This is a genomic window from Sphingomonas sp. DC5200-1, assembly GCF_049897245.1.
GTDB lineage: Bacteria > Pseudomonadota > Alphaproteobacteria > Sphingomonadales > Sphingomonadaceae > Sphingomonas > Sphingomonas aquatilis.
The window spans coordinates 140,120-163,684 of record NZ_JAFCVW010000002.1; the positions used below are offsets into that span (position 1 = coordinate 140,120).

Genomic DNA, 23,565 nt, shown 5'->3' on the forward strand with positions numbered 1-23,565 from the left:
TACTGCCATGCCAGGCGCGATAGCCGAAGACGCCGGCCACCGCGAGCGCGACCAGCAGGACGCCGGCGGCCAGCCAGCGGCCGATCCGTGGGCTCACCCTTCGGGCGTCCACGCCTCGTAATCGCCGGTCGCGGCGGCGCGCTTGCCGCCCTTCTCCAACGAGCCCGAGGGGCGATAGGCGAGCGGCGTGCCGGTCATGTTGGGGATCGGCGGCTTCTGCCACGCACGCACCGGCGGCAGCGCGCGATCGGGCACGTCGTCGATGTGATGGTGCAGCCAGCTGAACCATTCGGGCGGCACCCGGCTGGCATCGTTCGCACCCTCGTAGATCACCCAGCGCCGCTTGCGGCCACTGCCGTCCTTGCCGCCTTCGTAATAGACGTTGCCGAGCTGGTCGGTGCCCATCTGCGCCATGCCGCGCAGGCCATAGAGCATCGTGCCCCACGACGCGCCGGTCCACCAGGTGAAGGGATTGAGGTTGATGCCCATAGTGGCTCAGCGCTTACCCGTGTCCGCTGCGCCCTTCAACAGGGGATCGCGATCGGGGATGACGGCCGTGACGAGAATCCGCGCGAAGAGCGTCGGTGGTCGGGCCGCCCCCTCACTTGGCCCAGGTCACCTTGTCGCCTTCCGCGATGCCAAGGTCCGCCGAGCGGCCGCCGACCAGTTCCAGCACCGCCGCCACCGGCTCGCGCGACAGGACGGGTGTTTCGGAGAAGGGCACCGTATTTTCGGCGATCGTCGCGATCGTGCCGTCGGCGCGGATGAACAGGATGTCGAGCGGCGTCGGCGTGTTCTTCATCCAGAAGCTCGCCTGACGCGGACCACCGCCCTCGGGCGGATAGGGCCAGAACAGCATGCCGCCATCGGGCTTCAGGTCGGTGCGGTACATCAGCCCGCGTTCCTGCTCAGCGGGCGTCACCGCGCGTTCCACCGTAAAATTATGCGTGCCGTTGGCGCTGGTGATCGTGATCGGCAACAGCGTCTTGGCCGCATCCTTCGCCGCCGTATCGTGCGAGAAGACACCGGTCTGCACCGCGACCCCGGTCGCGCCCAGCCCCAGCGCCGCGACGATCGCCACCAGCGCCTTCGTTCCGATCATCGCTCAATCCTCTTCGACGCTGACCGCCAGAGGCCCCTTGTTGCCCGCGACGATCCGCGCGCGCAACCGCTGGCCGGGCTCAACCACCGCCAGCCCCGCACGACGCAGCGTTTCCATATGCACAAACACGTCCGCCCCATCCGCATCGCGGACCAGGAAACCATAGCCCTTCAGCCGGTTGAACCATTTCACCACCGCGCCTTCGAACGCGCCGGCCGCATCGATCAGGCTGAGCGGATCGACGCGATCGGGATTGCGCGGCGGACGGGGCGCATCCTCGATCGCGTTGGTCAGGTCGATGCCGATCACTTCGCGCGCCTGATAGCCGCGGCCGCGCTGCACCGACAGTGTCTCCACCCGCGCCCCTTCGGGCAGGCTGCGCCGGCCGTGCGGCTGCAACACCGAAAAATGGATCAGCACGTCGCCATAGGCCGGATCGTCCGCCACCGCGAAGCCGAAGCCGCGCGTCGCGTCGAACCATTTGACGACGCCGCCAATCGCGATGGGGCCGTCGTCTGCGACGGCCCCGCGGGTCGTCGCGTCCGGCGCGACGGCGTCGATCGTATCCCCGGATTCCACCGGTCGCCCGAACGCGCGTTCGCGGTCGCCGGGCATCTGCCCGTCGTCTCGCTCGTCGCACTCCCGTTGCGGCTCGCCACGCATTACTGCACCCCTGTCGCCGACACGCTAGCACGGTTCGTCGCAGCCGCAATTATGAAACGAAAGCCTTTGCGGGTTTTTAGGCCGCTCAGGGCAAGAAAAAGGCTTCAACCGCAGCCTCATCGTCCGATTCGAGCCCCAGATCGGACAGGTCGCGCGCCGCCAGTATGCGTCGGGACAGATCAAGCGGATGGCCGGCGCGCAGCATCGCGGCTAGTTGCCGGTCGCGGATCGCGCGGTCCGTGACGTCCGGCCCGAACGGTCCGACGCGCCGTCGCCGTGCGAAGGTGAGCGCCGCGGTCAGCGCCCGCGCGGCAATGTCGGGCGCCAGATCGTCCGCCACGTCCGCGACATGCGCCTGGCGCAGCGCCGCGCCGACCCGTCGCGCGCCCAGCCCGCGCCGCGCGAGCGCTGCCGCCTTGCTCTCGGCGTAGAGGCGGTCGTCGACATAGCCCAGCGCCGCCATGCGCTGGGCGATCGCTGCCGGATCGGCGGGCTCGCCCTCCCAGCCCCTTTCGCGCACCTTGCGCCGCAGATAATCTGCCAGTTTCCCCTGCGTCGTCGCAAACCGTTCGACGTAGCGCAGCGCCAGTCGGTCGAGCGCGGCGGCGTCCAGGGGACGCGGGGGGCGACGTTCGGCGGGCATGGCCATGTTGTTGCCACAGTGGCAACGGAATGAGAACGTTGATCGCGCGTTAAAGCGCCAGGATATGACAGCCGCATGATAGCGGCGCGTGAACAGGAATTTCGATGACCGATCAGTCTGCGGCTTCGCCGACTCCCCGACCGGCCCCTACCCCGACGCTCGACGCGCTGCCGCGCCGCTTCGCCGATTTCGCCACCTTGGGCGAGGCGCTGGACTATGCCGCCACCGGCGTGCGCGGGCTGAATTTCCACGACGCGCGCGGCACGCTGGCGCGCCCCTATCCCTTCGCCGAGCTGCGCAGCGACGCGATCGCCGCCGCCTATCGCCTGATCGCGGCGGGCGTGCAGCCCGAAGATCGCATCGCGCTGGTCGCCGAAACCGGGCCGGAATTCGCCGCTTTGTTCTTCGGCACCATCTATGCCGGCGCTTGGCCAGTGCCGCTGCCGCTGCCGACCAGCTTCGGCGGCCGCGATTCGTATATCGAGCAGTTGCGCGTCCAGCTGGCGAGCTGTGACCCCAAGATGCTGATCTTCCCGCCCGAACTCAGCGCGATGGCAGCAGAGGCCGCTAAGCTGGCGGGCACGGACGGCATCGACTGGTCCGAATTCGCGACCCGCGCGGCGCCGGAAGCCGCGCTGCCGCAGGCGAATGGCGAGCAGATCGCGTACCTGCAATATTCCAGCGGCTCGACGCGCTTCCCGCACGGCGTCGCGATCACGCACCATGCGCTGCTCAACAACCTCGCCGCGCATAGCCACGGCATGCAGATCGACGGCACCGACCGCTGCATCAGCTGGCTGCCCTGGTATCACGACATGGGCCTCGTCGGCTGCTTCCTCTCGCCGATCGCCAACCAGGTATCGACCGACTATCTGAAGACCGAGGATTTTGCGCGGCGCCCGCTCGCTTGGCTCGACATGATCTCGCGCCACGACGGCACCGCTTTGTCCTATTCGCCGACCTTCGGCTACGACATCTGCGCGCGCCGCATGTCGTCGCAGACGAAGGCCGCCGAGCGGTTCGACCTGTCGCGGTGGCGGGTTGCGGGCAATGGCGCCGACATGATCCGCCCCGACGTGATGCAGGCGTTCGTCGATGCCTTCGCCGATGCGGGCTTCAAGGCGAGCGCCTTCCTGCCCAGCTACGGCCTTGCCGAGGCGACGCTGGCCGTGTCGCTGATGCCGCCGGGCGAAGGCATCCGCGTCGAGCTGGTCGAGGAGACGCAGCTGTCGGGCGGGGGCGATTCGCTCGCCGCCAATGACGGCCCCCGCCCGCAGCGCTTCCGTGCCATCGTCAATTGCGGCAAGCCGGTGCGCGACATGACGGTCGAGATCCGGGAAGAGGACGGCACGCCCCTGCCCGACGGTGCGATCGGCAAATTGTGGTGCAAGGGCCCCAGCGTCATGGTCGGCTATTTCCGGGATCAGGAGGCGACCGACGCCTGCATGGTCGACGGTTGGCTCGATACCGGTGACATGGCCTATATGTCGGACGGCTACATCTATATCGTCGGCCGCGCCAAGGACATGATCATCGTCAACGGCAAGAACCACTGGCCGCAGGACATCGAGTGGGCGGTCGAGCAGCTCCCGGGCTTCAAGTCGGGCGACATCGCCGCCTTCGCGATCACGACGCCCGGCGGTGAGGAGACCCCCGCCGTCCTCGTCCAGTGCCGCAGCAGCGACGATGCCGAGCGGCTGCGCCTGCGCGATGAAATCCGCGAGCGCGTCCGGTCGGTCACCGGCATGAACTGCGTGATCGAACTGATCCCGCCACGCACGCTGCCGCGCACCAGCTCGGGCAAGCTCAGCCGGGCCAAGGCGCGCAACCTCTACCTCAGCGGCGACATCAAACCCTATCCGATGGCCGCATAATTCGGTGGTCAGGGCGGCGAACCGGCGCCGCCCTAACCATCCGTAAACGTTCAACACCTTACCGTCTCAGGCGTGACAGTCGCGCCGCTCCAAACCCTCGATTCCGAAACGATCGGATTCGCCCAATTGCTGGGCCTGACCGACGGCGCCGATGCCGCGCAATGGGCGCGGATCCGATCCAAACAGCTCGATGCGGGGCGCCATCTGGCGCTGTTCCTGCTCGCGGCGAATCTGATCGGCGCGGCCCTGGTCGTTCCCCTGTTCGCGGGTAACGAGCCCCTGACGTATCTGATCGGCTGGGCCGCGCTGGTCGGGATCGTGGCGGTCGCCGTGGCGATCCGCCGCCTGAGCACCCATCACCGCGACGGTGGCTATGCCAGCGCCCGCGACGTCCGCACCACGCTGTGGGAGGGGGTAGCGCTCGCCGTCGTCTGGGCGGTTCCCGTCTTCGCCTTCCGCGTCGATCCCGGCTCGCACGGCACCTACGCCCTCTGGATGATCCTCGCGCTGCTGATGACCGCGGGCGCGATGGCGATGGCACCGCTCGCGCTGGCGACGATCGCCTTTTTGGGCGGATTGGGCGCCGCCTTGTCGCTGAGCATCGCGTTGGACGGCAGCCCGACCGGCGCCGCGGCGACGGCGCTGTTCACCGTCATGCTGATCGTCATCTGCCTCCATCGCGCGCGCGCGCTGGTGGTGATCCGCGCGGTCCAGATCGCGCTCGCCGAACGGAACGACACCGTCAGCCTGCTGCTGCGCGAATTCGAAGAGACCGCCGCCGACTGGCTGTGGGAAACCGACGCGGGCAAGCAGATCGTCAAGGCCTCGCCGCGTTTCGCCTATGCCTGCGGCCTCGATCCGATCGCGATCAACGGCCAGTCCTTCCTGCGCGTCCTTGCCGGGCCGGCATGGGACACGGGCCACTTTTCCGACGCATTGCGCGAGCTCGCCGCCAAGATGAAGGCGCGCGAAAGCTTCCGCGACCTGCGCATCCCGGTGGAAGTGAATGGCGAGCAGCGCTGGTGGCAGGTCTCGGCCAGCCCGCGATTCGACGAAAAGGGCAGCTTCTGCGGTTTCCGCGGCGTCGGGTCCGACGTCACCGAACAATGTATGAGCGCCGATCGCATCGCCCGAATGGCGCGCTTCGACACGCTGACCGGCCTGCCCAACCGCCTGATGATCAACGAGACGCTGGCCCAGGCGATGGCGGAGGCGGAGCGCAACGGCCAACGCTGCAGCTTCATGATGATCGACCTCGACCGGTTCAAGGCGGTCAACGATACGCTCGGCCATCCGATCGGCGACCGGCTGCTGGCCCGCGTGTCGGCACGGCTCGCGCAATTGATGGACGCCTCTACCGTCTGCGGGCGGCTGGGGGGTGACGAATTCGCGGTCGTCGTGCGCGACGCGACGCGGATCGACGCGGTCGAGGCGCTCGCCCGCCGCATCATCGACACGCTGTCGCAGCCCTATGAGATCGACGCGCACACACTCTACATCGGCGCGTCGGTGGGCCTCGCGATCGGTCCGCGCGACGGGCGGACGGCGGAAATGTTGATCCGCTCCGCCGACCTTGCCCTCTATCGCGCCAAGGATGCGGGCCAGAGCCTGGGCATGGCGACGACAGCAGAGGGCGTCGAGACCGAGGAGGAGCACCGGCTGGTGCAGGAACTGGGCTGCACCAAGGTACAGGGCTTCTTCTTCAGCCGGCCGCTCAGCGTCGAGGACGCCCGTGCGCTCGTCGCGCGCAGCTGGAACGCCTCGGCGGCCGCCTGACCCTATTTCTCGGGGTCGTGCCCCCAGTTCATCAGCGAATAGCGCCAGTCGCTGTGCGCCTTGTCCTTGTCGGGTCCGCCCTGCGCCAGATGGCGGCGGACATAGCCGACCACCTTCTTCATATGCGCATAATCGTCATCGGTCAGGTCCGCCTTGGCCTTGCGCTTGATCGCAACGATCCGCTTGCCTGATTTGTGGCCGACGCTCTCGCCCGATCCCTCGCCGTCCTCGCCCTTCCAGCCGACGCGCTTGCTCTCGTCGGTGTCGAGGAATTTCTCGAGTTCGGCCGGCGCCATGTTCACCGCGTCCTTGAAATCCTTGTAGATCTGTTCGTGATCGTCGGCCATCGCATCGTTCTCCTTGCGCGCCGCCAACGATCGCCCGCTGCCGCAGTTGCACGCGATCAGCCGAGCATCCCGCTATAGGTCTGCGCCGCCTGCGGCAGCCAGAGGCGCGCCGCGATCCCGCCGACGAGCACGACGATCACCGCACCCCATGCCCAGCGGCCCCGCGGCATGCGGCCCAGCACCACCCAGCCTATCGCGGTCGCGGTCATCGCCCACAGATGATAGCGCAGGTCCGATGCGATGCTGATCGCGGCAAAGCTCGCCTCCTGCCCGACCGCCGAGGCGAACAGCGCCGCCGCGAGACCGCCCGCCGCATCCTCCGCCCGCCATGTCGCGGCCAGCCCGATGACGGCGAGCACCGCCCAGAGCACAGGCCAGCCGAATGGCGCTTCGACGAGCACGCCCGCCAGCTGCTGCCAGCGCCCCGCCGCCTTGCCCGGCGCGCGGAAATCATAGGGGTTGGGCTCGTTCGCCACGGGCGGTGCCGCGCCATACCAATGCAGCGGCACCAGCCAGCGATCGGTCGCATTCAGATGCGACAGCCGATGCGCGGCATAGGCGAGCGGGTGATGCAGCACGGCCCGCGCCAATGTGCCGTAGAGCGCCCCGACCGACGTTGCGCGCAGCTTGGCCGTCTCCGCCCCGCACCGCCCGCCGTCCCCAAGCGGGTCCCAGAAGAACGGGCGCACGCAGGCCCGGGCCCGCAGCGTCGCAATCTCGGGCCGCGTCAGGCCGGTGTCCGTGTCGTCGGTCGCGACCGCAATGCCCGACAGGTCGTACATCGCCTGCGTCCGCTCCACCCCGCTCGCGCCCGCGCCGAGCAGCCGATGGTTGATCGGTCCCGCCGCCGCCAGCACCAGCGGCACGGCCACAGCGATCGCCGCCAGCCGCCAGCCGGTCCGGCGCGGCGGGATCGTTGCCATCGCCGCCAGCGGCACGACGGCAAAGACCGCATTGGCGCGGACCAGCATCGCATAGCCCGCCAGGCACCCCGCCGCCGCCCATGCCGCCGCGGGCACGCGCACCCCGCGCAGCCGCCACGTCGCGACCAGCCCGGTCGCTGCCAGCAGCGCCGCGAGCATCTGCAGATCCTTCAGCACCACCGCCTGCCAGCCGAGCAGCGCCGGCCAGCACGCCAGCCCCAGGATCGCGAGCGCCGCCAGCCGCCGCCCTTGTGCGGTCAGCGTCACTGCCAGCGCGCCGAAGCCACCCCAATAGCAGAGCATCTGAAGCACCAGCATCGGTGCGGGGCCATGGGCGCCGAACAGTGCCCACAGATGCGCCATCGCCGGCGGGTGCCAGTCGTCATACCGGCCGCTGAGCGCCTGCCGATATTGGGCGAGGCTGTCGTACGAGACGTAGCCCGGCCAGAACAACGCGAGGCTGCCGCCGAACAGGATCGCGACCGCAAGCGCCACGCGCGCGGCGGTGACGCGGTCGGTATGTGGATCAGACGCTCGGTTCATCGCCTCGTGTCCATCAGCGCGCGATTAATCGACGGACGTCGTCATTGCGAGCGCAGCGAAGCAATCCAGGGCGTCCCGATCGGGCTATGGATTGCTTCGCATGCGCTCGCAATGACGGGAAATCTCGGCGTATTACCGCCCTAGAAGTGCAGCGCGCGGCCGTAGGCGCTGAGCGTGCTTTCGTGCATCATTTCGCTCAGCGTCGGGTGCGCGAACACCGTTTCCATCAGCTCGTGCTCGGTCGTTTCCAGCTGGCGCGCGATGACATAGCCCTGGATCAGCTCGGTCACTTCCGCGCCGACCATGTGCGCACCCAGCAGCTCGCCGGTCTTGGCGTCGAACACCGTCTTGATGAAGCCTTCCGCCTCGCCCAGCGCGATCGCCTTGCCGTTGCCGATGAAGGGGAATTTGCCGACCTTCACGTCATGGCCCGCATCCTTGGCCTTCGCCTCGGTCAGGCCGACGCTGGCGACCTGCGGGCGGCTGTAGGTGCAGCCGGGGATGTTCCACGTCTCGAACGGATGCGGGTTCTGGCCGGCGATCTTCTCGACGCAGACGATGCCTTCGTGGCTCGCCTTATGCGCCAGCCAGGGCGCGCCGGTGACGTCGCCGATCGCATAGATGCCCTCGACGTTCGTCCGGCCGTAGCCGTCGACCTTAATATGGCCACGCTCGGTTTCGACGCCCAGCGCCTCCAGCCCGATATTCTCGGTGTTCGGAACGATACCGATCGCGACGATCGCGTGGCTGAATTCGGTGCTGGTGACCTTGCCGTCCGCGCCCTTGATCGCGGCGGTGACGCCGTTCGCGCCCGGCTCCAGCTTTTCGAGGCCCGACTTGGTGAGGATCTTGATCCCCTGCTTGGTCAGCGCCTTGGTCATAAAGTCGCTGACTTCGGCATCCTCGACCGGCAGGATACGGTCGAGCATCTCGACGATCGTCACGTCGGCGCCCATGTCGTTGTAGAAGCTGGCGAACTCGACGCCGATCGCGCCCGATCCGATGACCAGCAGCTTGGTCGGCATCACTTCGGGCACCATCGCGTGACGGTACGTCCAGATGCGCTTGCCGTCGGCCTTGGCGAATGGCAGGTCGCGGGCGCGGGCGCCGGTGGCGACCATGATGTGCTTGGCGGCAAGCTCGACGGTCTTGTCGCCCTGCTTGACGCTGAGCTTGCCCTTGCCGGTCAGCGTGCCGAAGCCCTCGACCACCGTGACCTTGTTCTTCTTCATCAGGCCTTTGACGCCGGCATTGAGCTGCCCCGCCACCTTGCGACTGCGATCGACGATCTTGCCAAGGTCGAAGCCGACATTGTCCGCCTTCAGGCCATAGGCATCGGCGTGGGTCATATAATGATAGACCTCCGACGTGCGCAGCAGCGCCTTGGTCGGGATGCAGCCCCAGTTGAGGCAGATGCCGCCGAGGCGTTCACGCTCGACTATCGCGACCTTCATGCCCAGCTGGCTCGCGCGGATCGCCGAGACATAGCCGCCGGGGCCGGAGCCGAGGACGATGAGATCGTAGGTGTCAGCCATGGTCGTTCCCTGGGGAAAGGAGTTTGGAGAGAGAAGAGATCAGAATGTCAGGCCGGCAACGGCGCGACGCGCCGGGGCTGGCGGTTGGTGTCGGTGGCGACGAAGACGAAGCGGGCTTGCGTCACCTTGCACGCGTCGTTGGCGTGGCGGGCGCGGCGCCAGGCTTCGACCTCGATTGTCATCGACGTGTTGCCGACCGCGACGAGGCGGGCATAGACCGACACCTCGTCGCCGACGAGCACCGGTGCGTGGAACTTCATCGCGTCGCAGGCGATCGTCACCGCGCGGCCGCCGGCATGGCGCGAGGCGACCGAGCCTGCGGCCAAGTCCATCTGCCCCATCAGCCAGCCACCGAAGATGTCGCCATAGGGGTTGGCGTCGGCAGGCATGGCGGTGACGCGGATCGTCGGCGATCCGTCCGGCAGGCCGCTCATGCGCTCATCCGATCGGCAGCGCGGGCGCGGCGCAGCGGGCCGATGCCCATCAGCACCGTCGCCACCATCGCGGCGGCCCCGCACCACCAGATCACCTCACGGCCCAGCGGATAGGACCAGGCGGCAGCCCAGGTCATCGCCACCGCCGCAATCAGGCCCGCCGCGATGGAGATCACCTCCATCGCCGCGCGCGAGATCGGCAGGCGGGACAGGAAAGCCAAACGCGTCATCGCAGGCGTTTCCCGGTCAGGCGAGCATGCCGAGCGGACGCTCGACCAGTTCCTTGAACACCTTCATCAGCTCGGCGCCATCGGCCCCGTCGATCGCACGGTGATCGAAGCTGCCGGTCGCCGACATGACGGTCGCAACCGCCAGTTCGCCGTTGACGATATACGGACGCTTCTCGCCCGCGCCGATCGCCATGATCATGCCCTGCGGCGGGTTGATGACCGCTTCGAACTGCTTGATGCCGAACATGCCCATGTTGCTGATCGACGCGGTGCCGCCCTGGAATTCCTCCGGCTTCAGCTTGTTGTCCTTGGCACGCGCGGCGAGGTCCTTCACTTCCGTGGAGATCGCCGAAAGGCTCTTGGTGTCCGCGCCGACGACGATCGGCGTGATCAGGCCCGACGGCGTCGACACCGCGACCGAGATGTCGGCGCGCTTGAAGCTGATCAGCTGGTCGGGCGTGAACATGACGTTGCACTTGGGCACCGCGATCAGCGCCTGGGCCAGCGCCTTCACCAGCATGTCGTTGACCGACAGCTTGACGCCGCGGCTTTCCAGGCTGGCGTTCAGCTCGCCGCGCAGCTTCAGCAGCGCATCGAGCTGGATATCCACCGTCAGGTAGATGTGCGGCACCGTCTGCTTCGATTCGGTCAGGCGGCGCGCGATCGTCTTGCGCATGTTGCTGAGCTTGGTCGCCTCGTGCGGGATATCCGGCACGGTGGCGGGCTTGGGCGCAGCGACCGGCGCCGGAGCAGCGGCGGTGGGGGCGGCGTCGGCCTTTGCGGCGACAGGCGCAGCGCCGGGCTTGGCGCCCTCGACGTCCGCCTTGACGATGCGGCCGTTCGGCCCGGAACCGGTCAGGCCGGACAGATCGACGCCCTTGTCCGCAGCGATACGGCGCGCGAGCGGGCTCGCCTTGACGCGGCCGCCCTTGTCGAACGCGCCGGCATCGGCGGGACGGCCATGGTCCTCCGCCTGCGTGACGGTGCGCTCGACGGGCTTCGCCTCGCTGCCGGTCTTGTTGGGATCAGCGGGGTTGGGCTTGGCCTCCGATTCCTTGGCGGCGGGCTGCGGCGTCTCGCTCTTCGTCGGGGCGGATACGGAGGCGGCGTCCTCGCCGTCTTCGGCCAGGATCGCGATCACCGCGCCAACCTTAACGCCGTCGGTGCCTTCGGCGATCAGGATCTTGGCGATCGTGCCTTCGTCGACCGCCTCGAATTCCATCGTCGCCTTGTCGGTCTCGATCTCGGCCATGATGTCACCGCTCTTGACGGTGTCGCCTTCCTTGACGAGCCATTTGGCCAGCGTACCCTCCTCCATCGTCGGCGACAGCGCGGGCATCTTGATCTCGATCGACATGCAGGTCCTCTTGCCTGGGGAGCGGATTGCTCCTTCGCGCCGCAAAGCCGGGGGGTCAACCCTTGCACGCGCTTCATCCACGCGGCACGTAACGGAAAAGGGGAGCAGCCATGCGGATCTACCTGGTCGTGATCGACGATAGCCCGGAGGCGGAGATCGCGCTGCGCTTTGCCGCGCGCCGCGCCGTGAAGACCGGCGGCGGCGTCGAAATTCTGACACTGATCCCGCCACAGGAGTTCATCGCCTTCGGCGGCGTGCAGGCGACGATCGAGGAAGAGGCGCTGCAACACGCCGAAGGACTCGTCGCCGCCGCCGCTGGCACGCTCGTCGCCGAATCCGGCCTGAAACCGGCGATCACCGTCCGTCAGGGCGACGGCCCGCGGATCATCCGCGAAATCATCGCCGCCAATCCCGATATCGCCGCGCTGGTGCTGGGCGCGGCGGCCGGCGGTGCGCCGGGCAAGCTCGTCGCGCATTTCACCGGCACCGACGCGGGCGCCCTGCCCGTCCCGGTCATGATCATCCCCGGCTCGCTGACCCGTGAGGCCATCGATTGCCTCAGCTGAACCCAATGAAAAAACAATGGAAATTTGCTTTTGAATAGCATAAAATAGGACATCTTGGAGACCAGCATGATACCTGTGGCGCGATACATCGACACGCTGGCGCTCTTGATCCAGGCGCTGCAGACGCTCGACGAACTGGGCGAAGGCATCGCCGCCGCGCATCTCAGCGGCGTGATCGACATGATCAGCCAGCGCGGCGACGTCCCCTCGCACCTGCACCACTGACGACTCGGACGGCGCACCGGCCAAGCCGCTGGTGTGTCGGATAAATCCGCGCCTTCCCCCTTGAGCCGACCCGCGCGGCGGTCCACACCGTCGGCCATGATCCTCGCGCCGCTTCTCGCCGCCGCCGCTGCGGCCGCCACGCCCCCCGCACCGCCCCCCGCACCGCCGATGCCCAGCGCCGCCCGCCTGCGCGGCGACGTGACCGCGCTGGTCGGCTTCGGCACGCGCCACACGCTGTCATCCACCACAGACCCCAAGCGCGGCATCGGCGCCGCACGCAACTGGATGGCGGCGCAGCTGACCGCGATCGGCAAGAATTGCGGCGGCTGCATCCGGGTCGAGCGGATCAGCCGCCGCTTTACCGGTCCGCGCGCGCCCAATGGCGTCGTGGTCGAGGATGTGCTGGGCATTCAGCCCGGCCGCGATCCCAATCGCGTCATCATCGTCGGCGGCCATATCGACAGCCGCGTCACCGACGTGATGGACGCGACGCACGACGCCCCCGGCGCCAACGACGATGCCTCGGGCGTGGCGCTGGTGCTGGAAACCGCGCGCCTGCTGTCGAAGCGGCAATTCGACGCGACGATCTTCTACGTCGCCTTCTCGGCCGAGGAACAGGGGCTGTGGGGCGCCGAACTGCTCGCCGACACCGCGCAGCAGCGCGGGTGGCAGGTCAGCGCGATGCTCAACAACGATATCGTCGGCAATTCGATCGGCCAGGGCGGCATGAAGGATGCGGGCCGCGTCCGCGTCTTTTCCGAAGGCATCCGCGCCGCCGAGGATCTGCCCGGCCAGATGCGCCGCCGCGGCGACGGCGGCGAGGACGACGGTCCCAGCCGCGCGCTCGCCAAGGTGATCGACGGCATCGCCCGCCGCATCCCCGGCGGCCTCGACGTGGTGATCGACCGCCGTCCCGATCGCTTCGGCCGCGGTGGCGACCACGAACCGTTCCTGAAGCGCGGCTATCCCGCGGTCCGATTCTCGGTCGGTGCGGAGAATTGGGACGCGCAGCACCAGGACCTGCGCACCGAAGCCGGCGTGACCTATGGCGATACGATCGACCGTATGGACTTCGCCTATCTGGCCAAGGTGACCGCGATCAACGCTGCGACGATCGCCCGCCTCGCCGCCGCCCCCGCCGCGCCGGCAACCGTGACGCTGTCGGGCGACCTGTCGCGCGACACGAAGGTCAGCTGGACGCCGGTGCCGGGCGCCGCTGGCTATCGCGTTCGCTGGCGCGCGAACGACACGCAGGATTGGAGCACCGCGCGCGACGTACAGGGGGATCAGACGACGATCGCTCAGGTGCCGGTCGACGACACCTTCTTCGCCGTATCCGCGCTGGCGGCGGATGGCAGCGAGAGCGTGCCGACCTTCGGGGGGCGTGCCGTCCGGCGCTGACCGGACGGCCGGCGATCAGCCCTTCGCGCCGCCCTTGCGCGCGTCGGCGATCTCCGCAAAGCCCTGATCGAGCAGCCTTTCGACCCGCCGGTCGCGCGCCTGGATCGATCGTTCGCCGATCACCACTGCGATCAGTCGACGGCCGGCGCGCTTCGCCGATGCGGCCAGCGCGAATCCGGCCTCGGCGGTATAGCCCGTCTTGATTCCGTCCGCGCCCTCGAATGCGCCGAGCAGATGATTGTGGTTCTGCACGCGCCGCCCGGCCCAGCTGAACGAGCGCGTCGAAAACACCGCATAGCGTTTGGGATGTTCGCGCAGCAGCGCCAGCGACAGCTTCGCCATATCCTCGGCGGTACTGAGGTTCGCGCCGGGCAGGCCGGTCGCGTTGGTGAAGGATGTGTCCGTCATGCCCAGCGCCCGGGCGCGTTCAGTCATCATCCGCGCGAACCGATCCTCAGTGCCGCCCACCGCCTCGGCCAGCGCCACCGCGACATCGTTGGCAGAGAGCACCGCGACCGCGCGAATCGCGTCCTCCACCCCCATGCGCGCGCCGGGCTTGAACCCGACGCGCGAGGGTCGCTGGCTGGCGGCATAGCGCGAGATGCGGATCGAACCGCTGGGATCGAGCTTGCCGTCGTCGATCGCATCGAACGTCAGCAACAGCGTCATCATCTTGGTCAGCGATGCCGGCCGCCGGACGATCCCGGCATTTTCCGCATACAGGATGCTACCGTCGCGCGCGTCCATCACGATCTCGGACACCGGACGCGGCGCCGCCAGCGCCGGCACGCTGCCGCCGACGAGTCCCGTAAGGGCCAGCGCCACGCCCCAGCGATGAAGCGCGCGCCGGTTCGGCATCCGCGTCATGGCGCGACCGTCGCTTATTGCGGCGCCGCGTCGTTGCCCGCGGCGGTCGGCGCATCGTCGCGCGAGACGCGCGCGGTCATGCCCGTCGCGTCGGCATCCTCGATCATCTGCGCATCGGGAGCGACCGGCTTTTCGGGCGGCACGTCCGCGACATTGGCGATCGGCGTCGGCGTCGCCACCGGCTCGGCGGAGGGCAGCGCCTCGGGCGTCGCATCCGCGGTCGGCATGGTCTCGACCACATTGTCTTCCCCAGCCGGCTGTTCCGGCTCGGGGCGCGAGCAGGCGGCCAGCGCCAGCAGCCCCGCCGCCGCCAGCAGCGTCGTCATCCGAATCGTGCGTCGTGTCATCTGCGTCGTTCCTCGTCAGCGGCTGGCCAGAACGGCGCGCGCCGAGCGCGCCTCGATCTTCGCGGCGAGTGCCGCATCCCAGCCATAGGGATCGTCCCGGAAGTTCATCTGCCCGTTACCGCTGGCAAAGGCAGTCCAATAGAGCAGGTACACGGCCACCGGCTTGGGCAGCCGCGCGCGGACCGTCTCGCCCTTCTGCACCTGCGCGGCGATCGCCTCGGGCGTCCAGGTCGGATCGCCCTTCAGCAACAGGTCGGCCAGCTGCTCCGGCTTTTCCAGCCGCACGCAGCCATGGCTCGCGAGCCGGCTGAAGCTCGCGAACTTCGCCCGCGATGGCGTGTCGTGCAGATAGACCGAGAAATTGTTGTCGAAGTCGAACTTGAACCGGCCCAGCGCGCTCTGGTCGCCCGCCTGCTGCTGCAGCCGGGTGCCGTCGATCACCTTGAAGCCGTTGCGCTTCAGATAACCGGGGCTCTTCTTTTCCTTCGGCCACAGCTCCTTGGTCGCGATCGACGTCGGCACATTCCACGGCGGATTGATGACCACGCTGTGGATCATCGACGACAGCATCGGCGTCTCGTCGCCCGGCCGCCCCGTCACCGCGCGCATCGACAGCACGGGTGCATCGCCGTCGAACACGGTCATCACCGCGGCGGCGATATTCACCTGCACGCGATCCTTGGGCAACTCCTGCGGCAACCAGCGCCAGCGTTCCATATTCGCCATGATCTGACGCACGCGCGCGATCGCCGGCACGTTGAGCGCCGCCAGCGTCTGCCCGGCGACGGTGCCCGTGGGATTGAGGCCATAGCGGCGCTGCGCCCGGCGCACCGCCTCCAGCAACGCAGCGTCGAAGGTGTTGCCGCTGGTCGCGACGTCCTTGTCCTCGATCGCCAGGCGCTGGCGCAGCGCAATCACGCGCGCACCGCTCGCCCCCAGCGTCAGGTCGGGGCCCGCCGCCAGCGCGGGCCAGCCGCCCGCCGCGGCAATGGCGCGATAGCGGACCAGGCCCGCCTTCAGCCCGTCGTAGCCGGCATACGGTGGTGGCAGCGATGCGATCCATGCCGCGATCCGGTCGGTGCGCACGGCTTCGGCGAATCCCGGCAGCGGGTCATAGGCCGGCGGCCGCAGGCCCCAGTCGCGCTGGAAATCCTCTTCGGCGAGCCTACCCGAATGCACCGCGCGCGCATGGTCCAGCGCGTCGCGTACCAGCTGCTCGCGCGCCGCCGGGTCCTCGGGACGCGGGTTCAGGCTCAGCCCCTGGGCGATCGTGTCGGCGGGCAGCAACGCCGCCAGCTGCGTCGCCTGCGCTTCGCTGATCTGCGGCAGCACCACCGGCGCAGCCGCACTGGCGGGCACCGGCACCTGCTGGATCGTGGGCTGTACGGTCGGGGGCGCCACCTGCGCCGCCGCGGGCAGTGCAGACAGGATGGTGGCCGCCATGGCAGCCGCCGCGATCGTTCGTCTCATGTCGTGTCCCTACGGGGTATGCGTCACCGGCGCTGTCGCACCGGCTACCTCGCTCTAGGCTGAACGCGATGCGCGTGGCCATGGCTTGGGCATGGTTTATTTTGCCGGCGGGGGGGGCGATCCTTCCTTCGTCACCCCGGACTTGGTCCGGGGTCCACCGGGCCGCGGGGGAATGGCAGGAGGCGCGGGCCGCCCCCCTCGCCGCAGAGTGGACCCCGGACCAAGTCCGGGGTGACGGAGGAATGGGGAGCTTGCCTCAATACCCCGCGTAATCGCTGAACTTCGTGATCGTCGGATCGAACTTCAGCACCACCTTGCCGGTCGCACCGTGACGCTGCTTGGCGACGATCATCTCGGCCAAGCCATAGACGCGCTCCATGTCGCTCGCCCATTTTGCGTGATCTTCGAACACCTTGGCCTCGTCGCCTTCCATCGGGCGCTTGGGTTCGCGCTGCGCGGTGTAATAATCCTCGCGGAACACGAACCACACCATGTCTGCGTCCTGCTCGATCGATCCCGATTCGCGAAGGTCGGACAGCATCGGGCGCTTGTCCTCGCGGCTTTCGACCGCGCGGCTCAGCTGCGACAGTGCCAGCACCGGCACGTTCATGTCCTTGGCTAGCGTCTTAAGCCCACGCGAAATCTCGGAAATTTCCTGCACGCGGTTTTCCTTGCCGCCCTTGCCGCCGCTGGTCAGCAGCTGGAGGTAGTCGACCACGACCAGGCCGATCTGGTTGTTGTGGCGGCGTTGCAGGCGCCGCACGCGCGTGTGCAGCGCGCTGATCGACAGGCCGCCGGTATCGTCGATGAACAAGGGCAGTTTCTCGAGCTCTGCGGCGGCGGCGGCGAGCTGGCCGAACTCGGCCTTGCTGATCTTGCCCATGCGGAGCGATTCGGAACTGATCTGCGACTGTTCGGCCAGGATACGCGTCGCCAGCTGGTCGGCGCTCATTTCCAGGCTGAAGAACACGACCTTCGCGCCGACCGATTCGCTCGGCGGGATGCCATCCTCCATGTCGCGCATCCAGCGCCGCGCCGCGTTGAACGCGATGTTGGTGGCGAGCGAGGTCTTGCCCATGCCGGGGCGGCCGGCGAGGATCATAAGGTCGGAATGGTGCATGCCGCCGATCTTGGCGTTGACCGAATCGAGGCCCGTGGTGACGCCCGACAGGTTGCCGCCGCTGTTCAGCGCCCGCTCGGCCATCTTGACCGCCATCGTCGTCGCCTGTGCGAAGGTCTTGGTGGCATTCTCCGCGCCACCGTCGCCCGCGACCTTGTACAATTCCTCCTCGGCCAGCTCGATCTGCGCGCGCGGATTGACCTCCTCGGACGTATCCATCGCGCGTTCCACCAGCGTCCGGCCAACCTGCACCAGCGCGCGCAGCATCGCGAGGTCGTAGATCTGCGTCGCGAACTGGCGCGCGCCGATCAGGCCGGCGCCGGATCCGGTCAGGCTGGCGAGATAGGACGGGCCGCCCAGCTCCTTCATCCCCTCGTCCGCTTCGAACATGGGCCTGAGCGTGACGGGGGTCGCCAGCATGTCGTTGACGCGCAAGGTCTTGATCGCGGCGAAGATGCGGCCGTGGACGGGTTCGTAGAAATGCGCGGGTTCCAGCCGGTCGATCAGGTCGTCGGCCAGCCGGTTGTCGATCATCATCGCGCCCAGCATCGCGGCTTCGGCTTCGACGTTGCGGGGCAGCTGCAGGGGTTCGGCGGGGGCCGCCGGGGTCGGAAATGCTAGAGTCGCCATGGGAGACGCTCTTACCCGAATTTTCGCGCGACGACACGATTTGTCGGATCGCCTCAACCCGACTATCGGACCGTATGGCCGACCCGCGGATCATCGACATCACCCTGGACGAGCACAGCATCGGCTGGCGCTCGGCCGATGTCGAGCAGGAGCGGCGGATCGCGATCTTCGACCTGTTGGAGGGCAATCACTTCGCCCCCCAGCGCCAGCACGCGGACGGCTATGCCGGCCCCTACAAGATCAAAATCGAATCGGCGGAGGGTCGCCTCGGCATCCACATCCATCGCGCCGACGATACGCATCTGGAGACGCTGGTGCTGGCGCTCGGCCGCTTCCGGCGCGCGATCAAGGACTATTTCGCGATCTGCGACAGCTATTACCAGGCGATCCGGGCATCGACGCCGCAGCAGATCGAGACGGTCGACATGGCCCGCCGGGCCATCCACAATGATGCCGCCACGTTGCTGCGCGAACGGCTGGAGGGAAAGATCGACGTCGACTTCGATACCGCACGCCGCCTGTTCACATTGATCTCCGTCCTGCACCTGCGCGGCTGATGGCGTACGGCATGCTGAAAGCGGTGGGCGCGATGGTCGTTGCCGGTGCGATCGGTATCGGTGGGTGGAGCTATGCGACGGCCTGGCATCCCAAGACCAGCCAATATCCGTTGCAGGGCATCGATCTGGACGAGCGCCCCGGACCGATCGAATGGGGCACGGTGCGTGCGCGCGGCGCCGACTTCGCCTATCTCGTCGCCACCTCCGGCGCCGATCGCCGCGATCCGGGGTTCGAGGCGAATTGGGCGGCGCTGCCCGATGCCGGCCTGCGCCGCGGCGCGATCCATCTGTATTCTCTCTGCCAGCCGGCGAAGGATCAGGCGAACGCGGTCAACGCCTTCGTGCCCCGCACCGCCGACGCATTGCCAATGGCCGTCGATGTCAGCTTCCGCGGCGATTGCACCGCGCGGCCGGATCGCGACGCGCTGATCGCCGACCTGAAGACGTTCATCCATATGGTCGAGACGCACACCGCCAAGCCGGTGATGCTGCGGGTCAGCAAGCCCGTCGAATCGACCTATCAACTCACCGCCGCGATCGAGCGCCCGATCTGGGCGATGCGCACCTTCTTCGCCCCCACCTATCCGGCCCGCCCGTGGCAGATGTGGCGGGCGAGCGATGTGCGCCGCATCGACGGCATCGAAGGCCCCGTGAATTGGGACGTAGTCGCGCCATGACCGAAACCACCCCCGCCGATCTGATCGCCGCTGCACGCGAAGCGGCGACCCGCGCCCATGCGCCGTATTCGCGCTTTGCGGTCGGCGCGGCGTTGCTGATGACCGACGGCAGCCTCGTCACCGGCGCGAATGTCGAAAATGCGAGCTACGGCCTGTCGCTCTGCGCGGAGACGGTGGCGATCGCCACGGCCAGCGCGGCCGGACGGCTGCGCGAAGTCGTCGCGGTGGGCGTGATCGGCGGCGCGATGGATGCGGACGGGCGTGCGACGGGCACCGCCCCCGTCAGCCCGTGCGGCCGCTGCCGCCAGGTCCTCAACGAAGCCGCACAACTGGGCGGCCGCGACCTGCTGGTTCACTGCGGCGCTGCCGAGGGTGACGCGATCGCGACCTACCGTTTGTCGGAACTGCTGCCCGCCGCGTTCGGACCGGCGGATTTGGGGATCGGGTAACCCCTCAGGAGAAAGCCGGCGCGACGCGGATCGCCGCTTCGCGCCGTGCTTCGCTTATTGGCAGGCGCAGGTCGGCGCCGGGCGCCAGACGCGCTTGGTTTTCGTATGTGCCGCGATCGGACGCCGCACGGCATTGGCGCGGCGGGTATAGGTCACCGCGTCTTCATAGGTTTCCGTCGTCGTGGTCGTCGTGACCACGGGTGCGGTCTGCACCACGACCGTCGTGGTCGTCGCGCCGGGGTAATAATAGCCGCCCTGATAATAACCCGAGCCACCCGCGCTGGTCGTCACCGTGGTGACCCCGTCTGCCGAGCGCCATGCGCGACCATTGTCGACATAACCGACCGGCGGGGGCGGGGGCGGGGCATAAGCGGGCGGCGGCGGGGGTGGCGGCGGCGCATAGGCCTGCGGCGGCGGGGGCGGCGGATAATCCGGCGCGACCGGGATCGCATAACCACGATCGTTGCGGCGATGGCGGCGGCCACGGTCCTCCGCCTTGTCGATCGCATAGCCCGCTGCGGCCCCGACGCCCGCGCCGATCAGCGTGCCCCCCAGGCGATTGCCGCGCCCGGCGATCAGATTGCCTGCGACACCACCGACGACGGCGCCCGCCACGGCACCACCGACCCCATTGTCGCGGTGCTCATAGCCACGGGGATCGTAGCCGCTATCCGCATAGACGCGGTCGTCGCTGGCATAATAGTCGCTGTCATAGGCATCCCAATTGATGCCGGGCCGCGTGTCGTAGACTGCGCCGCGCCCATCGACGAGCACTGCATCGTCATAATAGCGGACCCAATTATAGCCCGCCGTCGGCTGCGTCAGGCCATAGGTCTGCCAGTCGGTGATGTAGAAGCGGGGCGACACCCAATAGCTAGGCAGCGCATAGCCCCGATAGGGCCGGCGATAGGCCCGCCAGCCGCCGGGTGCGTTCGCACCGCCCCACCAGCGACCATCCACCTTGCTGCCCCAGCGCGAACGGCCGAGTTGCACCCGCGGCGGTTGACCCGCCGGGCCGTTCCACTGCGGCTGTGGCTGCGGGGGGACGGGGCGCACGACGGGCGCCGGTCCGGGCTGCCCCGGATAGCCGCCGCGCTGCCACGGTGCCGGCTGCCACGCACCACGCCCCTGGATCGCCGGAGCCGGTGCCATGCCGGCGCGAGGTGCCGGGAAGTTCGCCCCCGGCCCCTGCATCACCACGCGCTCCTGCGCGCTCGCACCGGTAGCGGTCAGCGCCAGAGTTGCGGTCGCGATCAGCACGCTGCGCATCGTCGTCTCCCTGTTGCCGAGGCGCATGCCTTCGCCCCGGATATTAACACGTTATTCACCTTGCGGCGTATCACGCGCCAAACGGAGTCGCCAGAGCGCGGGTTCCCTGCCCTGTGGGGTGGCCTGTCCCGATTCGGTTCAGGCGATCCGCGCGGCCAGCCGCGCGCACAGCGCCTCGCACCCTGCCGCGTCCTCCGCATCGAAGCGGGCGGGCTCGGGGCTGTCGAGGTCGAGTACGCCGATCAGCCGCCCATCGTGGACGATCGGCACGACCAGTTCGGACCGGCTTGCCGCGTCGCAGGTGATATGGCCGGGAAAGGCATGGACGTCCTCGACCAGCTGCGTCTCGCGCGTCGCCGCAGCGGTGCCGCACACGCCCTTGCCCAACGGGATCCGAATGCACGCCGCCTTGCCCTGGAACGGCCCCAGCACCAGTTCGCCCCCGACCATGCGATAGAAGCCCGCCCAGTTGAGGTCCGGCAGATACTGCCACACCAGCGCGGCGGCATTGGCCATGTTGGCGATGGCGTCGGGTTCGTCGACGGTCAGCGCGTCGAGCGCCCCCAACAGGTCGCGGTACAGATCGGCCTTGGAGCCGGCGGTGATATCGAACTGGTACATGGCCCGCGATGTAGGCAAGCGCCGCGCATCAATCCAGCCGCACGCGACCGCGGTTCGCCTTCACCGTGCTGCGGCCCTTTTTCTCGTCGACGCGCTTCGCCTTGGCCGATCGGCTCGGCTTGGTCGGACGGCGCTTCTTGGGGACGATCGTCGCCTCCTGGATCAGCGCAACGAGCCGTTCGCGCACCTCGCGCCGGTTCAGTTCCTGTGACCGCGATCCGTCGCCGCGCAGCGTCAGCACGCCATCCTTGCTGAGCCGCGACCCGGCGAGCACGGTCAGCCGCTGCTTCACCAGATCGGGCAGGTTGGGCGATCCCCACACGTCGAAGCGCAGCATCACCGCGCTGTCGGTGGTGTTGACGTGCTGGCCGCCGGGACCGGACGCGCGAGTGAAGCTCTCCTCCACCTCGCGCTCGTCGATCGCGATGGCGCGCGTGACGTGGATCAGCGGCACCGGGGCACCGTCAGGCCTCGGCGAGATCCGGCCAGACGCCGAACCGCTCGGGCAGCGGCGCCTCGGCGCGCACCGGCTCTTTATTGGCGCGCGGCACGGTCAGGGCGGCGGCGTGCAACATCATGCCGCCCGTCTCGCCCCCGCCGTAGACCGGATCGCCGACCACCGGCAGACCCAGACCGCTTGCCGCATGGACGCGGATCTGGTGCGTGCGCCCCGTCGTCGGCCGGAATTCGACCAAGGCGCGCCCGTCCCGCACCGCGAGCGTCCGCCATGCGGTATGCGCGGCCTTGCCGGCCGGATCTGCGACCATGCGCCAGCCCGTCTCTCGCGTGCTGACCTTAGCAAGCGCCAGATCGATTTCGCCCGCCGATTCGTGCGGCACACCCGCCAGAATGGCGAGGTAGCGCTTCTCGACCTCGCCGCGCTCGAACGCCTGCTGCAAACGCGCATGCGCTTTTGGGTTGCGTGACAGCAGCAGACACCCGCTGGTGTCACGGTCCAGCCGATGCACCGCCTGCGGCCAGCGCTGGAAGCCGAACTTCAATGAATCGAGATGGTTCTCGAGACTGAGGGATCCGTCACGGGGCTTGTCCACCGGCAGCCCGGCGGGCTTGTCGATGACCAGGGCCTCGCCGTCGATGAACAATACGCGGTCGCCATGCATGCGAAACGCCTTGCCACTCCATCGGTCTTCGCGCCAGAGGCAGCCGCGATGCGCCTCCCCGCCCTTCTCGCTTTGCTGTCCCTGGCTTCGCCCGCCGGTGCGCAGGTTTGCGCCGGTGCCGCAGCGGCGATGGCGAACGATGGTCGCGTCTACGGTCACCTGGCGTATGGCGACGCGCCGCCGGACGATCTGGTCGAGGCGCCGCGCGGCTTCGGGCTGCACGGCTGCCTGTTGCGGCGCGACGTCATCCCCGATCTCGAACGCCTGCTCGCCGCGGCAAAGGGCGATCCCGCGGTGATGGGCACGCTACGTGGCCTGTCCTGCCATCGTTCGATCCTGCGCCAGGCATCGGTGTTCTGTCGCGAACATCCCGACAGCGCCGTCAATGCCGATGCCACGCGTGCGATTTCGGTGGCGCCCCCCGGGCATAGCGAACACGCGACGGGCTATGCGCTCGATTTCGCGGTCCGCCCGGCGAATGGCTGTCCCGATGCCGAAGCATGTATGGCAGCGACCCCGGCCGCGCGTTGGCTGCTCGCCAATGCGCCACGCTTCGGGTTCGAGCTGTCCTTCCCGGGTGGCAATCGCCAGAATGTGAAGTGGGAGCCGTGGCATTGGCGTTGGGTCGGCACCAGCGCGACCGCGCCGGGCGCCGCCCGCGCCCGCTTCCTTTTCGCCCGCGCGCGGGACCAGTTCCCCGCCGACCCCGCGGTCGCCCCGGTCAGAACGATCGCCCGCGTAACGCCGGTGGTCTACGTCGCCGTGCCGACCTGGGTCGACCCACCCCAGAAGGGGAAGACGAAGCGCCGCCGCTGACG

General features: G+C 68.4%; 27 protein-coding genes. 9 read left to right on the top strand and 18 right to left on the bottom strand.

What is annotated here, in order from left to right; genetic code table 11:
* Positions 1-93: 93 nt before the first annotated feature.
* The 4 genes from ACP7A3_RS03990 to ACP7A3_RS04005 form a co-directional block, all read right to left on the bottom strand.
* A complete protein-coding gene (locus tag ACP7A3_RS03990) occupies positions 94-489 on the bottom strand; it encodes an NADH:ubiquinone oxidoreductase subunit NDUFA12 (RefSeq protein ID WP_043060321.1) in 396 nt (131 codons plus the stop codon).
* 112 nt (positions 490-601) lie between these two features.
* Positions 602-1,102 carry a DUF192 domain-containing protein gene (locus ACP7A3_RS03995; protein WP_426255258.1) on the bottom strand — a complete coding sequence of 167 codons (501 nt, stop codon included), beginning with the start codon at positions 1,100-1,102 and terminating at the stop codon, positions 602-604.
* A gap of 3 nt (positions 1,103-1,105) precedes the next feature.
* Complete coding sequence (locus ACP7A3_RS04000; protein ID WP_426255257.1) at positions 1,106-1,765, bottom strand: cold-shock protein; 660 nt, start codon at positions 1,763-1,765, stop codon at positions 1,106-1,108.
* 85 nt (positions 1,766-1,850) lie between these two features.
* Positions 1,851-2,414: a regulatory protein RecX gene (locus ACP7A3_RS04005; RefSeq protein ID WP_426255256.1), complete on the bottom strand. Its 564-nt coding sequence runs from the start codon at positions 2,412-2,414 to the stop codon at positions 1,851-1,853.
* A 98-nt stretch (positions 2,415-2,512) separates the two neighbouring features.
* On the opposite strand from ACP7A3_RS04005, the gene ACP7A3_RS04010 reads away from it, so the two are divergent.
* The gene (locus tag ACP7A3_RS04010) at positions 2,513-4,282 is read left to right on the top strand and encodes a fatty acyl-AMP ligase (protein ID WP_426255255.1); all 1,770 of its coding nucleotides are present in this window, start codon (positions 2,513-2,515) and stop codon (positions 4,280-4,282) included.
* Between the two features lie 72 nt (positions 4,283-4,354).
* Positions 4,355-6,058 carry a diguanylate cyclase domain-containing protein gene (locus ACP7A3_RS04015; RefSeq protein WP_426255254.1) on the top strand — a complete coding sequence of 568 codons (1,704 nt, stop codon included), beginning with the start codon at positions 4,355-4,357 and terminating at the stop codon, positions 6,056-6,058.
* A gap of 2 nt (positions 6,059-6,060) precedes the next feature.
* On the opposite strand, the gene ACP7A3_RS04020 is transcribed toward ACP7A3_RS04015, so the two are convergent.
* From ACP7A3_RS04020 to ACP7A3_RS04045, 6 genes are all read right to left on the bottom strand, one after another.
* On the bottom strand, positions 6,061-6,405 hold the full coding sequence (locus ACP7A3_RS04020) for a DUF3140 domain-containing protein (RefSeq protein ID WP_426255253.1): 345 nt from the start codon (positions 6,403-6,405) through the stop codon (positions 6,061-6,063).
* A gap of 56 nt (positions 6,406-6,461) precedes the next feature.
* On the bottom strand, positions 6,462-7,871 hold the full coding sequence (locus tag ACP7A3_RS04025) for a hypothetical protein (RefSeq protein ID WP_426255252.1): 1,410 nt from the start codon (positions 7,869-7,871) through the stop codon (positions 6,462-6,464).
* Positions 7,872-8,011: 140 nt separating this feature from the next.
* Complete coding sequence (gene lpdA / locus ACP7A3_RS04030; protein WP_063685851.1) at positions 8,012-9,406, bottom strand: dihydrolipoyl dehydrogenase; 1,395 nt, start codon at positions 9,404-9,406, stop codon at positions 8,012-8,014.
* 47 nt (positions 9,407-9,453) lie between these two features.
* Positions 9,454-9,840, bottom strand: a complete 387-nt coding sequence (locus ACP7A3_RS04035) for an acyl-CoA thioesterase (RefSeq protein ID WP_063685853.1) — start codon at positions 9,838-9,840, stop codon at positions 9,454-9,456.
* Positions 9,837-10,070 carry a hypothetical protein gene (locus tag ACP7A3_RS04040; protein ID WP_017979611.1) on the bottom strand — a complete coding sequence of 78 codons (234 nt, stop codon included), beginning with the start codon at positions 10,068-10,070 and terminating at the stop codon, positions 9,837-9,839. The genes ACP7A3_RS04035 and ACP7A3_RS04040 overlap by 4 nt, the downstream gene beginning before the upstream one ends.
* Before the next feature lie 16 nt (positions 10,071-10,086).
* Positions 10,087-11,427 (bottom strand): pyruvate dehydrogenase complex dihydrolipoamide acetyltransferase, encoded by a 1,341-nt coding sequence (locus ACP7A3_RS04045; protein ID WP_426255251.1) that lies wholly within the window; start codon positions 11,425-11,427, stop codon positions 10,087-10,089.
* A 110-nt stretch (positions 11,428-11,537) separates the two neighbouring features.
* Between ACP7A3_RS04045 and ACP7A3_RS04050 the strand changes: the two genes are divergently transcribed.
* The 3 genes from ACP7A3_RS04050 (at position 11,538) to ACP7A3_RS04060 (ending at position 13,619) form a co-directional block, all read left to right on the top strand.
* Positions 11,538-11,993: a universal stress protein gene (locus ACP7A3_RS04050; protein ID WP_426255250.1), complete on the top strand. Its 456-nt coding sequence runs from the start codon at positions 11,538-11,540 to the stop codon at positions 11,991-11,993.
* Positions 11,994-12,068: 75 nt separating this feature from the next.
* Positions 12,069-12,218, top strand: coding sequence for a hypothetical protein (locus ACP7A3_RS04055; RefSeq protein ID WP_244057454.1), 150 nt, complete (start codon positions 12,069-12,071; stop codon positions 12,216-12,218).
* Positions 12,219-12,314: 96 nt separating this feature from the next.
* Positions 12,315-13,619, top strand: a complete 1,305-nt coding sequence (locus ACP7A3_RS04060) for a M20/M25/M40 family metallo-hydrolase (RefSeq protein ID WP_426255249.1) — start codon at positions 12,315-12,317, stop codon at positions 13,617-13,619.
* Between the two features lie 15 nt (positions 13,620-13,634).
* Here ACP7A3_RS04060 and ACP7A3_RS04065 read toward each other — a convergent pair whose 3' ends face one another.
* The 4 genes from ACP7A3_RS04065 to ACP7A3_RS04080 form a co-directional block, all read right to left on the bottom strand.
* A complete protein-coding gene (locus ACP7A3_RS04065; protein WP_244055987.1) occupies positions 13,635-14,486 on the bottom strand; it encodes a D-alanyl-D-alanine carboxypeptidase family protein in 852 nt (283 codons plus the stop codon).
* A gap of 14 nt (positions 14,487-14,500) precedes the next feature.
* Positions 14,501-14,833, bottom strand: coding sequence for a hypothetical protein (locus tag ACP7A3_RS04070; protein ID WP_231292041.1), 333 nt, complete (start codon positions 14,831-14,833; stop codon positions 14,501-14,503).
* 15 nt (positions 14,834-14,848) lie between these two features.
* Positions 14,849-16,303 carry a L,D-transpeptidase family protein gene (locus ACP7A3_RS04075; RefSeq protein WP_426255248.1) on the bottom strand — a complete coding sequence of 485 codons (1,455 nt, stop codon included), beginning with the start codon at positions 16,301-16,303 and terminating at the stop codon, positions 14,849-14,851.
* Positions 16,304-16,559: 256 nt separating this feature from the next.
* Entirely contained in the window at positions 16,560-18,053 is a 1,494-nt protein-coding gene (locus ACP7A3_RS04080; RefSeq protein ID WP_017979619.1) for a replicative DNA helicase, read from the bottom strand.
* 74 nt (positions 18,054-18,127) lie between these two features.
* On the opposite strand from ACP7A3_RS04080, the gene ACP7A3_RS04085 reads away from it, so the two are divergent.
* Genes ACP7A3_RS04085 through ACP7A3_RS04095 form a run of 3 tightly spaced genes read left to right on the top strand, consistent with a single transcriptional unit; the run spans position 18,128 to position 19,736 of the window.
* The gene (locus ACP7A3_RS04085) at positions 18,128-18,610 is read left to right on the top strand and encodes a UPF0262 family protein (RefSeq protein WP_017979620.1); all 483 of its coding nucleotides are present in this window, start codon (positions 18,128-18,130) and stop codon (positions 18,608-18,610) included.
* 11 nt (positions 18,611-18,621) lie between these two features.
* The gene (locus tag ACP7A3_RS04090) at positions 18,622-19,287 is read left to right on the top strand and encodes a GH25 family lysozyme (protein WP_294316286.1); all 666 of its coding nucleotides are present in this window, start codon (positions 18,622-18,624) and stop codon (positions 19,285-19,287) included.
* Positions 19,284-19,736 (top strand): cytidine deaminase, encoded by a 453-nt coding sequence (locus tag ACP7A3_RS04095; RefSeq protein WP_063685871.1) that lies wholly within the window; start codon positions 19,284-19,286, stop codon positions 19,734-19,736. Before ACP7A3_RS04090 ends, ACP7A3_RS04095 begins: the two co-directional genes overlap by 4 nt.
* 54 nt (positions 19,737-19,790) lie before the next feature.
* On the opposite strand, the gene ACP7A3_RS04100 is transcribed toward ACP7A3_RS04095, so the two are convergent.
* From ACP7A3_RS04100 to ACP7A3_RS04115, 4 genes are all read right to left on the bottom strand, one after another.
* The gene (locus tag ACP7A3_RS04100; protein ID WP_426257134.1) at positions 19,791-21,032 is read right to left on the bottom strand and encodes an RcnB family protein; all 1,242 of its coding nucleotides are present in this window, start codon (positions 21,030-21,032) and stop codon (positions 19,791-19,793) included.
* Between the two features lie 111 nt (positions 21,033-21,143).
* Entirely contained in the window at positions 21,144-21,626 is a 483-nt protein-coding gene (locus tag ACP7A3_RS04105) for a GAF domain-containing protein (RefSeq protein WP_426255246.1), read from the bottom strand.
* A gap of 28 nt (positions 21,627-21,654) precedes the next feature.
* Positions 21,655-22,080: an alternative ribosome rescue aminoacyl-tRNA hydrolase ArfB gene (arfB, locus tag ACP7A3_RS04110; RefSeq protein WP_426255245.1), complete on the bottom strand. Its 426-nt coding sequence runs from the start codon at positions 22,078-22,080 to the stop codon at positions 21,655-21,657.
* A 10-nt stretch (positions 22,081-22,090) separates the two neighbouring features.
* Positions 22,091-22,747: an RluA family pseudouridine synthase gene (locus ACP7A3_RS04115; RefSeq protein WP_426255244.1), complete on the bottom strand. Its 657-nt coding sequence runs from the start codon at positions 22,745-22,747 to the stop codon at positions 22,091-22,093.
* Between ACP7A3_RS04115 and ACP7A3_RS04120 the strand changes: the two genes are divergently transcribed.
* Positions 22,742-23,563 (top strand): M15 family metallopeptidase, encoded by an 822-nt coding sequence (locus tag ACP7A3_RS04120; RefSeq protein ID WP_426255243.1) that lies wholly within the window; start codon positions 22,742-22,744, stop codon positions 23,561-23,563. The genes ACP7A3_RS04115 and ACP7A3_RS04120 overlap by 6 nt on opposite strands.
* Positions 23,564-23,565 lie beyond the last annotated feature (2 nt).

What these genes read in the sequence shown, in the direction of transcription:
- ACP7A3_RS03990 (WP_043060321.1), bottom strand. Translation starts at nt 489, where the DNA reads ATGGGCATCAACCTCAATCCCTTCACCTGGTGGACCGGCGCGTCGTGG.
- ACP7A3_RS03995 (WP_426255258.1), bottom strand. Translation starts at nt 1,102, where the DNA reads ATGATCGGAACGAAGGCGCTGGTGGCGATCGTCGCGGCGCTGGGGCTG.
- ACP7A3_RS04000 (WP_426255257.1), bottom strand. Translation starts at nt 1,765, where the DNA reads ATGCGTGGCGAGCCGCAACGGGAGTGCGACGAGCGAGACGACGGGCAG.
- ACP7A3_RS04005 (WP_426255256.1), bottom strand. Translation starts at nt 2,414, where the DNA reads ATGGCCATGCCCGCCGAACGTCGCCCCCCGCGTCCCCTGGACGCCGCC.
- ACP7A3_RS04010 (WP_426255255.1), top strand. Translation starts at nt 2,513, where the DNA reads ATGACCGATCAGTCTGCGGCTTCGCCGACTCCCCGACCGGCCCCTACC.
- ACP7A3_RS04020 (WP_426255253.1), bottom strand. Translation starts at nt 6,405, where the DNA reads ATGGCCGACGATCACGAACAGATCTACAAGGATTTCAAGGACGCGGTG.
- ACP7A3_RS04025 (WP_426255252.1), bottom strand. Translation starts at nt 7,871, where the DNA reads ATGAACCGAGCGTCTGATCCACATACCGACCGCGTCACCGCCGCGCGC.
- lpdA (WP_063685851.1), bottom strand. Translation starts at nt 9,406, where the DNA reads ATGGCTGACACCTACGATCTCATCGTCCTCGGCTCCGGCCCCGGCGGC.
- ACP7A3_RS04035 (WP_063685853.1), bottom strand. Translation starts at nt 9,840, where the DNA reads ATGAGCGGCCTGCCGGACGGATCGCCGACGATCCGCGTCACCGCCATG.
- ACP7A3_RS04040 (WP_017979611.1), bottom strand. Translation starts at nt 10,070, where the DNA reads ATGACGCGTTTGGCTTTCCTGTCCCGCCTGCCGATCTCGCGCGCGGCG.
- ACP7A3_RS04045 (WP_426255251.1), bottom strand. Translation starts at nt 11,427, where the DNA reads ATGTCGATCGAGATCAAGATGCCCGCGCTGTCGCCGACGATGGAGGAG.
- ACP7A3_RS04050 (WP_426255250.1), top strand. Translation starts at nt 11,538, where the DNA reads ATGCGGATCTACCTGGTCGTGATCGACGATAGCCCGGAGGCGGAGATC.
- ACP7A3_RS04060 (WP_426255249.1), top strand. Translation starts at nt 12,315, where the DNA reads ATGATCCTCGCGCCGCTTCTCGCCGCCGCCGCTGCGGCCGCCACGCCC.
- ACP7A3_RS04065 (WP_244055987.1), bottom strand. Translation starts at nt 14,486, where the DNA reads ATGACGCGGATGCCGAACCGGCGCGCGCTTCATCGCTGGGGCGTGGCG.
- ACP7A3_RS04070 (WP_231292041.1), bottom strand. Translation starts at nt 14,833, where the DNA reads ATGACACGACGCACGATTCGGATGACGACGCTGCTGGCGGCGGCGGGG.
- ACP7A3_RS04075 (WP_426255248.1), bottom strand. Translation starts at nt 16,303, where the DNA reads ATGAGACGAACGATCGCGGCGGCTGCCATGGCGGCCACCATCCTGTCT.
- ACP7A3_RS04080 (WP_017979619.1), bottom strand. Translation starts at nt 18,053, where the DNA reads ATGGCGACTCTAGCATTTCCGACCCCGGCGGCCCCCGCCGAACCCCTG.
- ACP7A3_RS04085 (WP_017979620.1), top strand. Translation starts at nt 18,128, where the DNA reads ATGGCCGACCCGCGGATCATCGACATCACCCTGGACGAGCACAGCATC.
- ACP7A3_RS04090 (WP_294316286.1), top strand. Translation starts at nt 18,622, where the DNA reads ATGCTGAAAGCGGTGGGCGCGATGGTCGTTGCCGGTGCGATCGGTATC.
- ACP7A3_RS04095 (WP_063685871.1), top strand. Translation starts at nt 19,284, where the DNA reads ATGACCGAAACCACCCCCGCCGATCTGATCGCCGCTGCACGCGAAGCG.
- ACP7A3_RS04100 (WP_426257134.1), bottom strand. Translation starts at nt 21,032, where the DNA reads ATGCGCCTCGGCAACAGGGAGACGACGATGCGCAGCGTGCTGATCGCG.
- ACP7A3_RS04105 (WP_426255246.1), bottom strand. Translation starts at nt 21,626, where the DNA reads ATGTACCAGTTCGATATCACCGCCGGCTCCAAGGCCGATCTGTACCGC.
- ACP7A3_RS04120 (WP_426255243.1), top strand. Translation starts at nt 22,742, where the DNA reads ATGCATGCGAAACGCCTTGCCACTCCATCGGTCTTCGCGCCAGAGGCA.
- ACP7A3_RS04115 (WP_426255244.1), bottom strand. Translation starts at nt 22,747, where the DNA reads ATGCATGGCGACCGCGTATTGTTCATCGACGGCGAGGCCCTGGTCATC.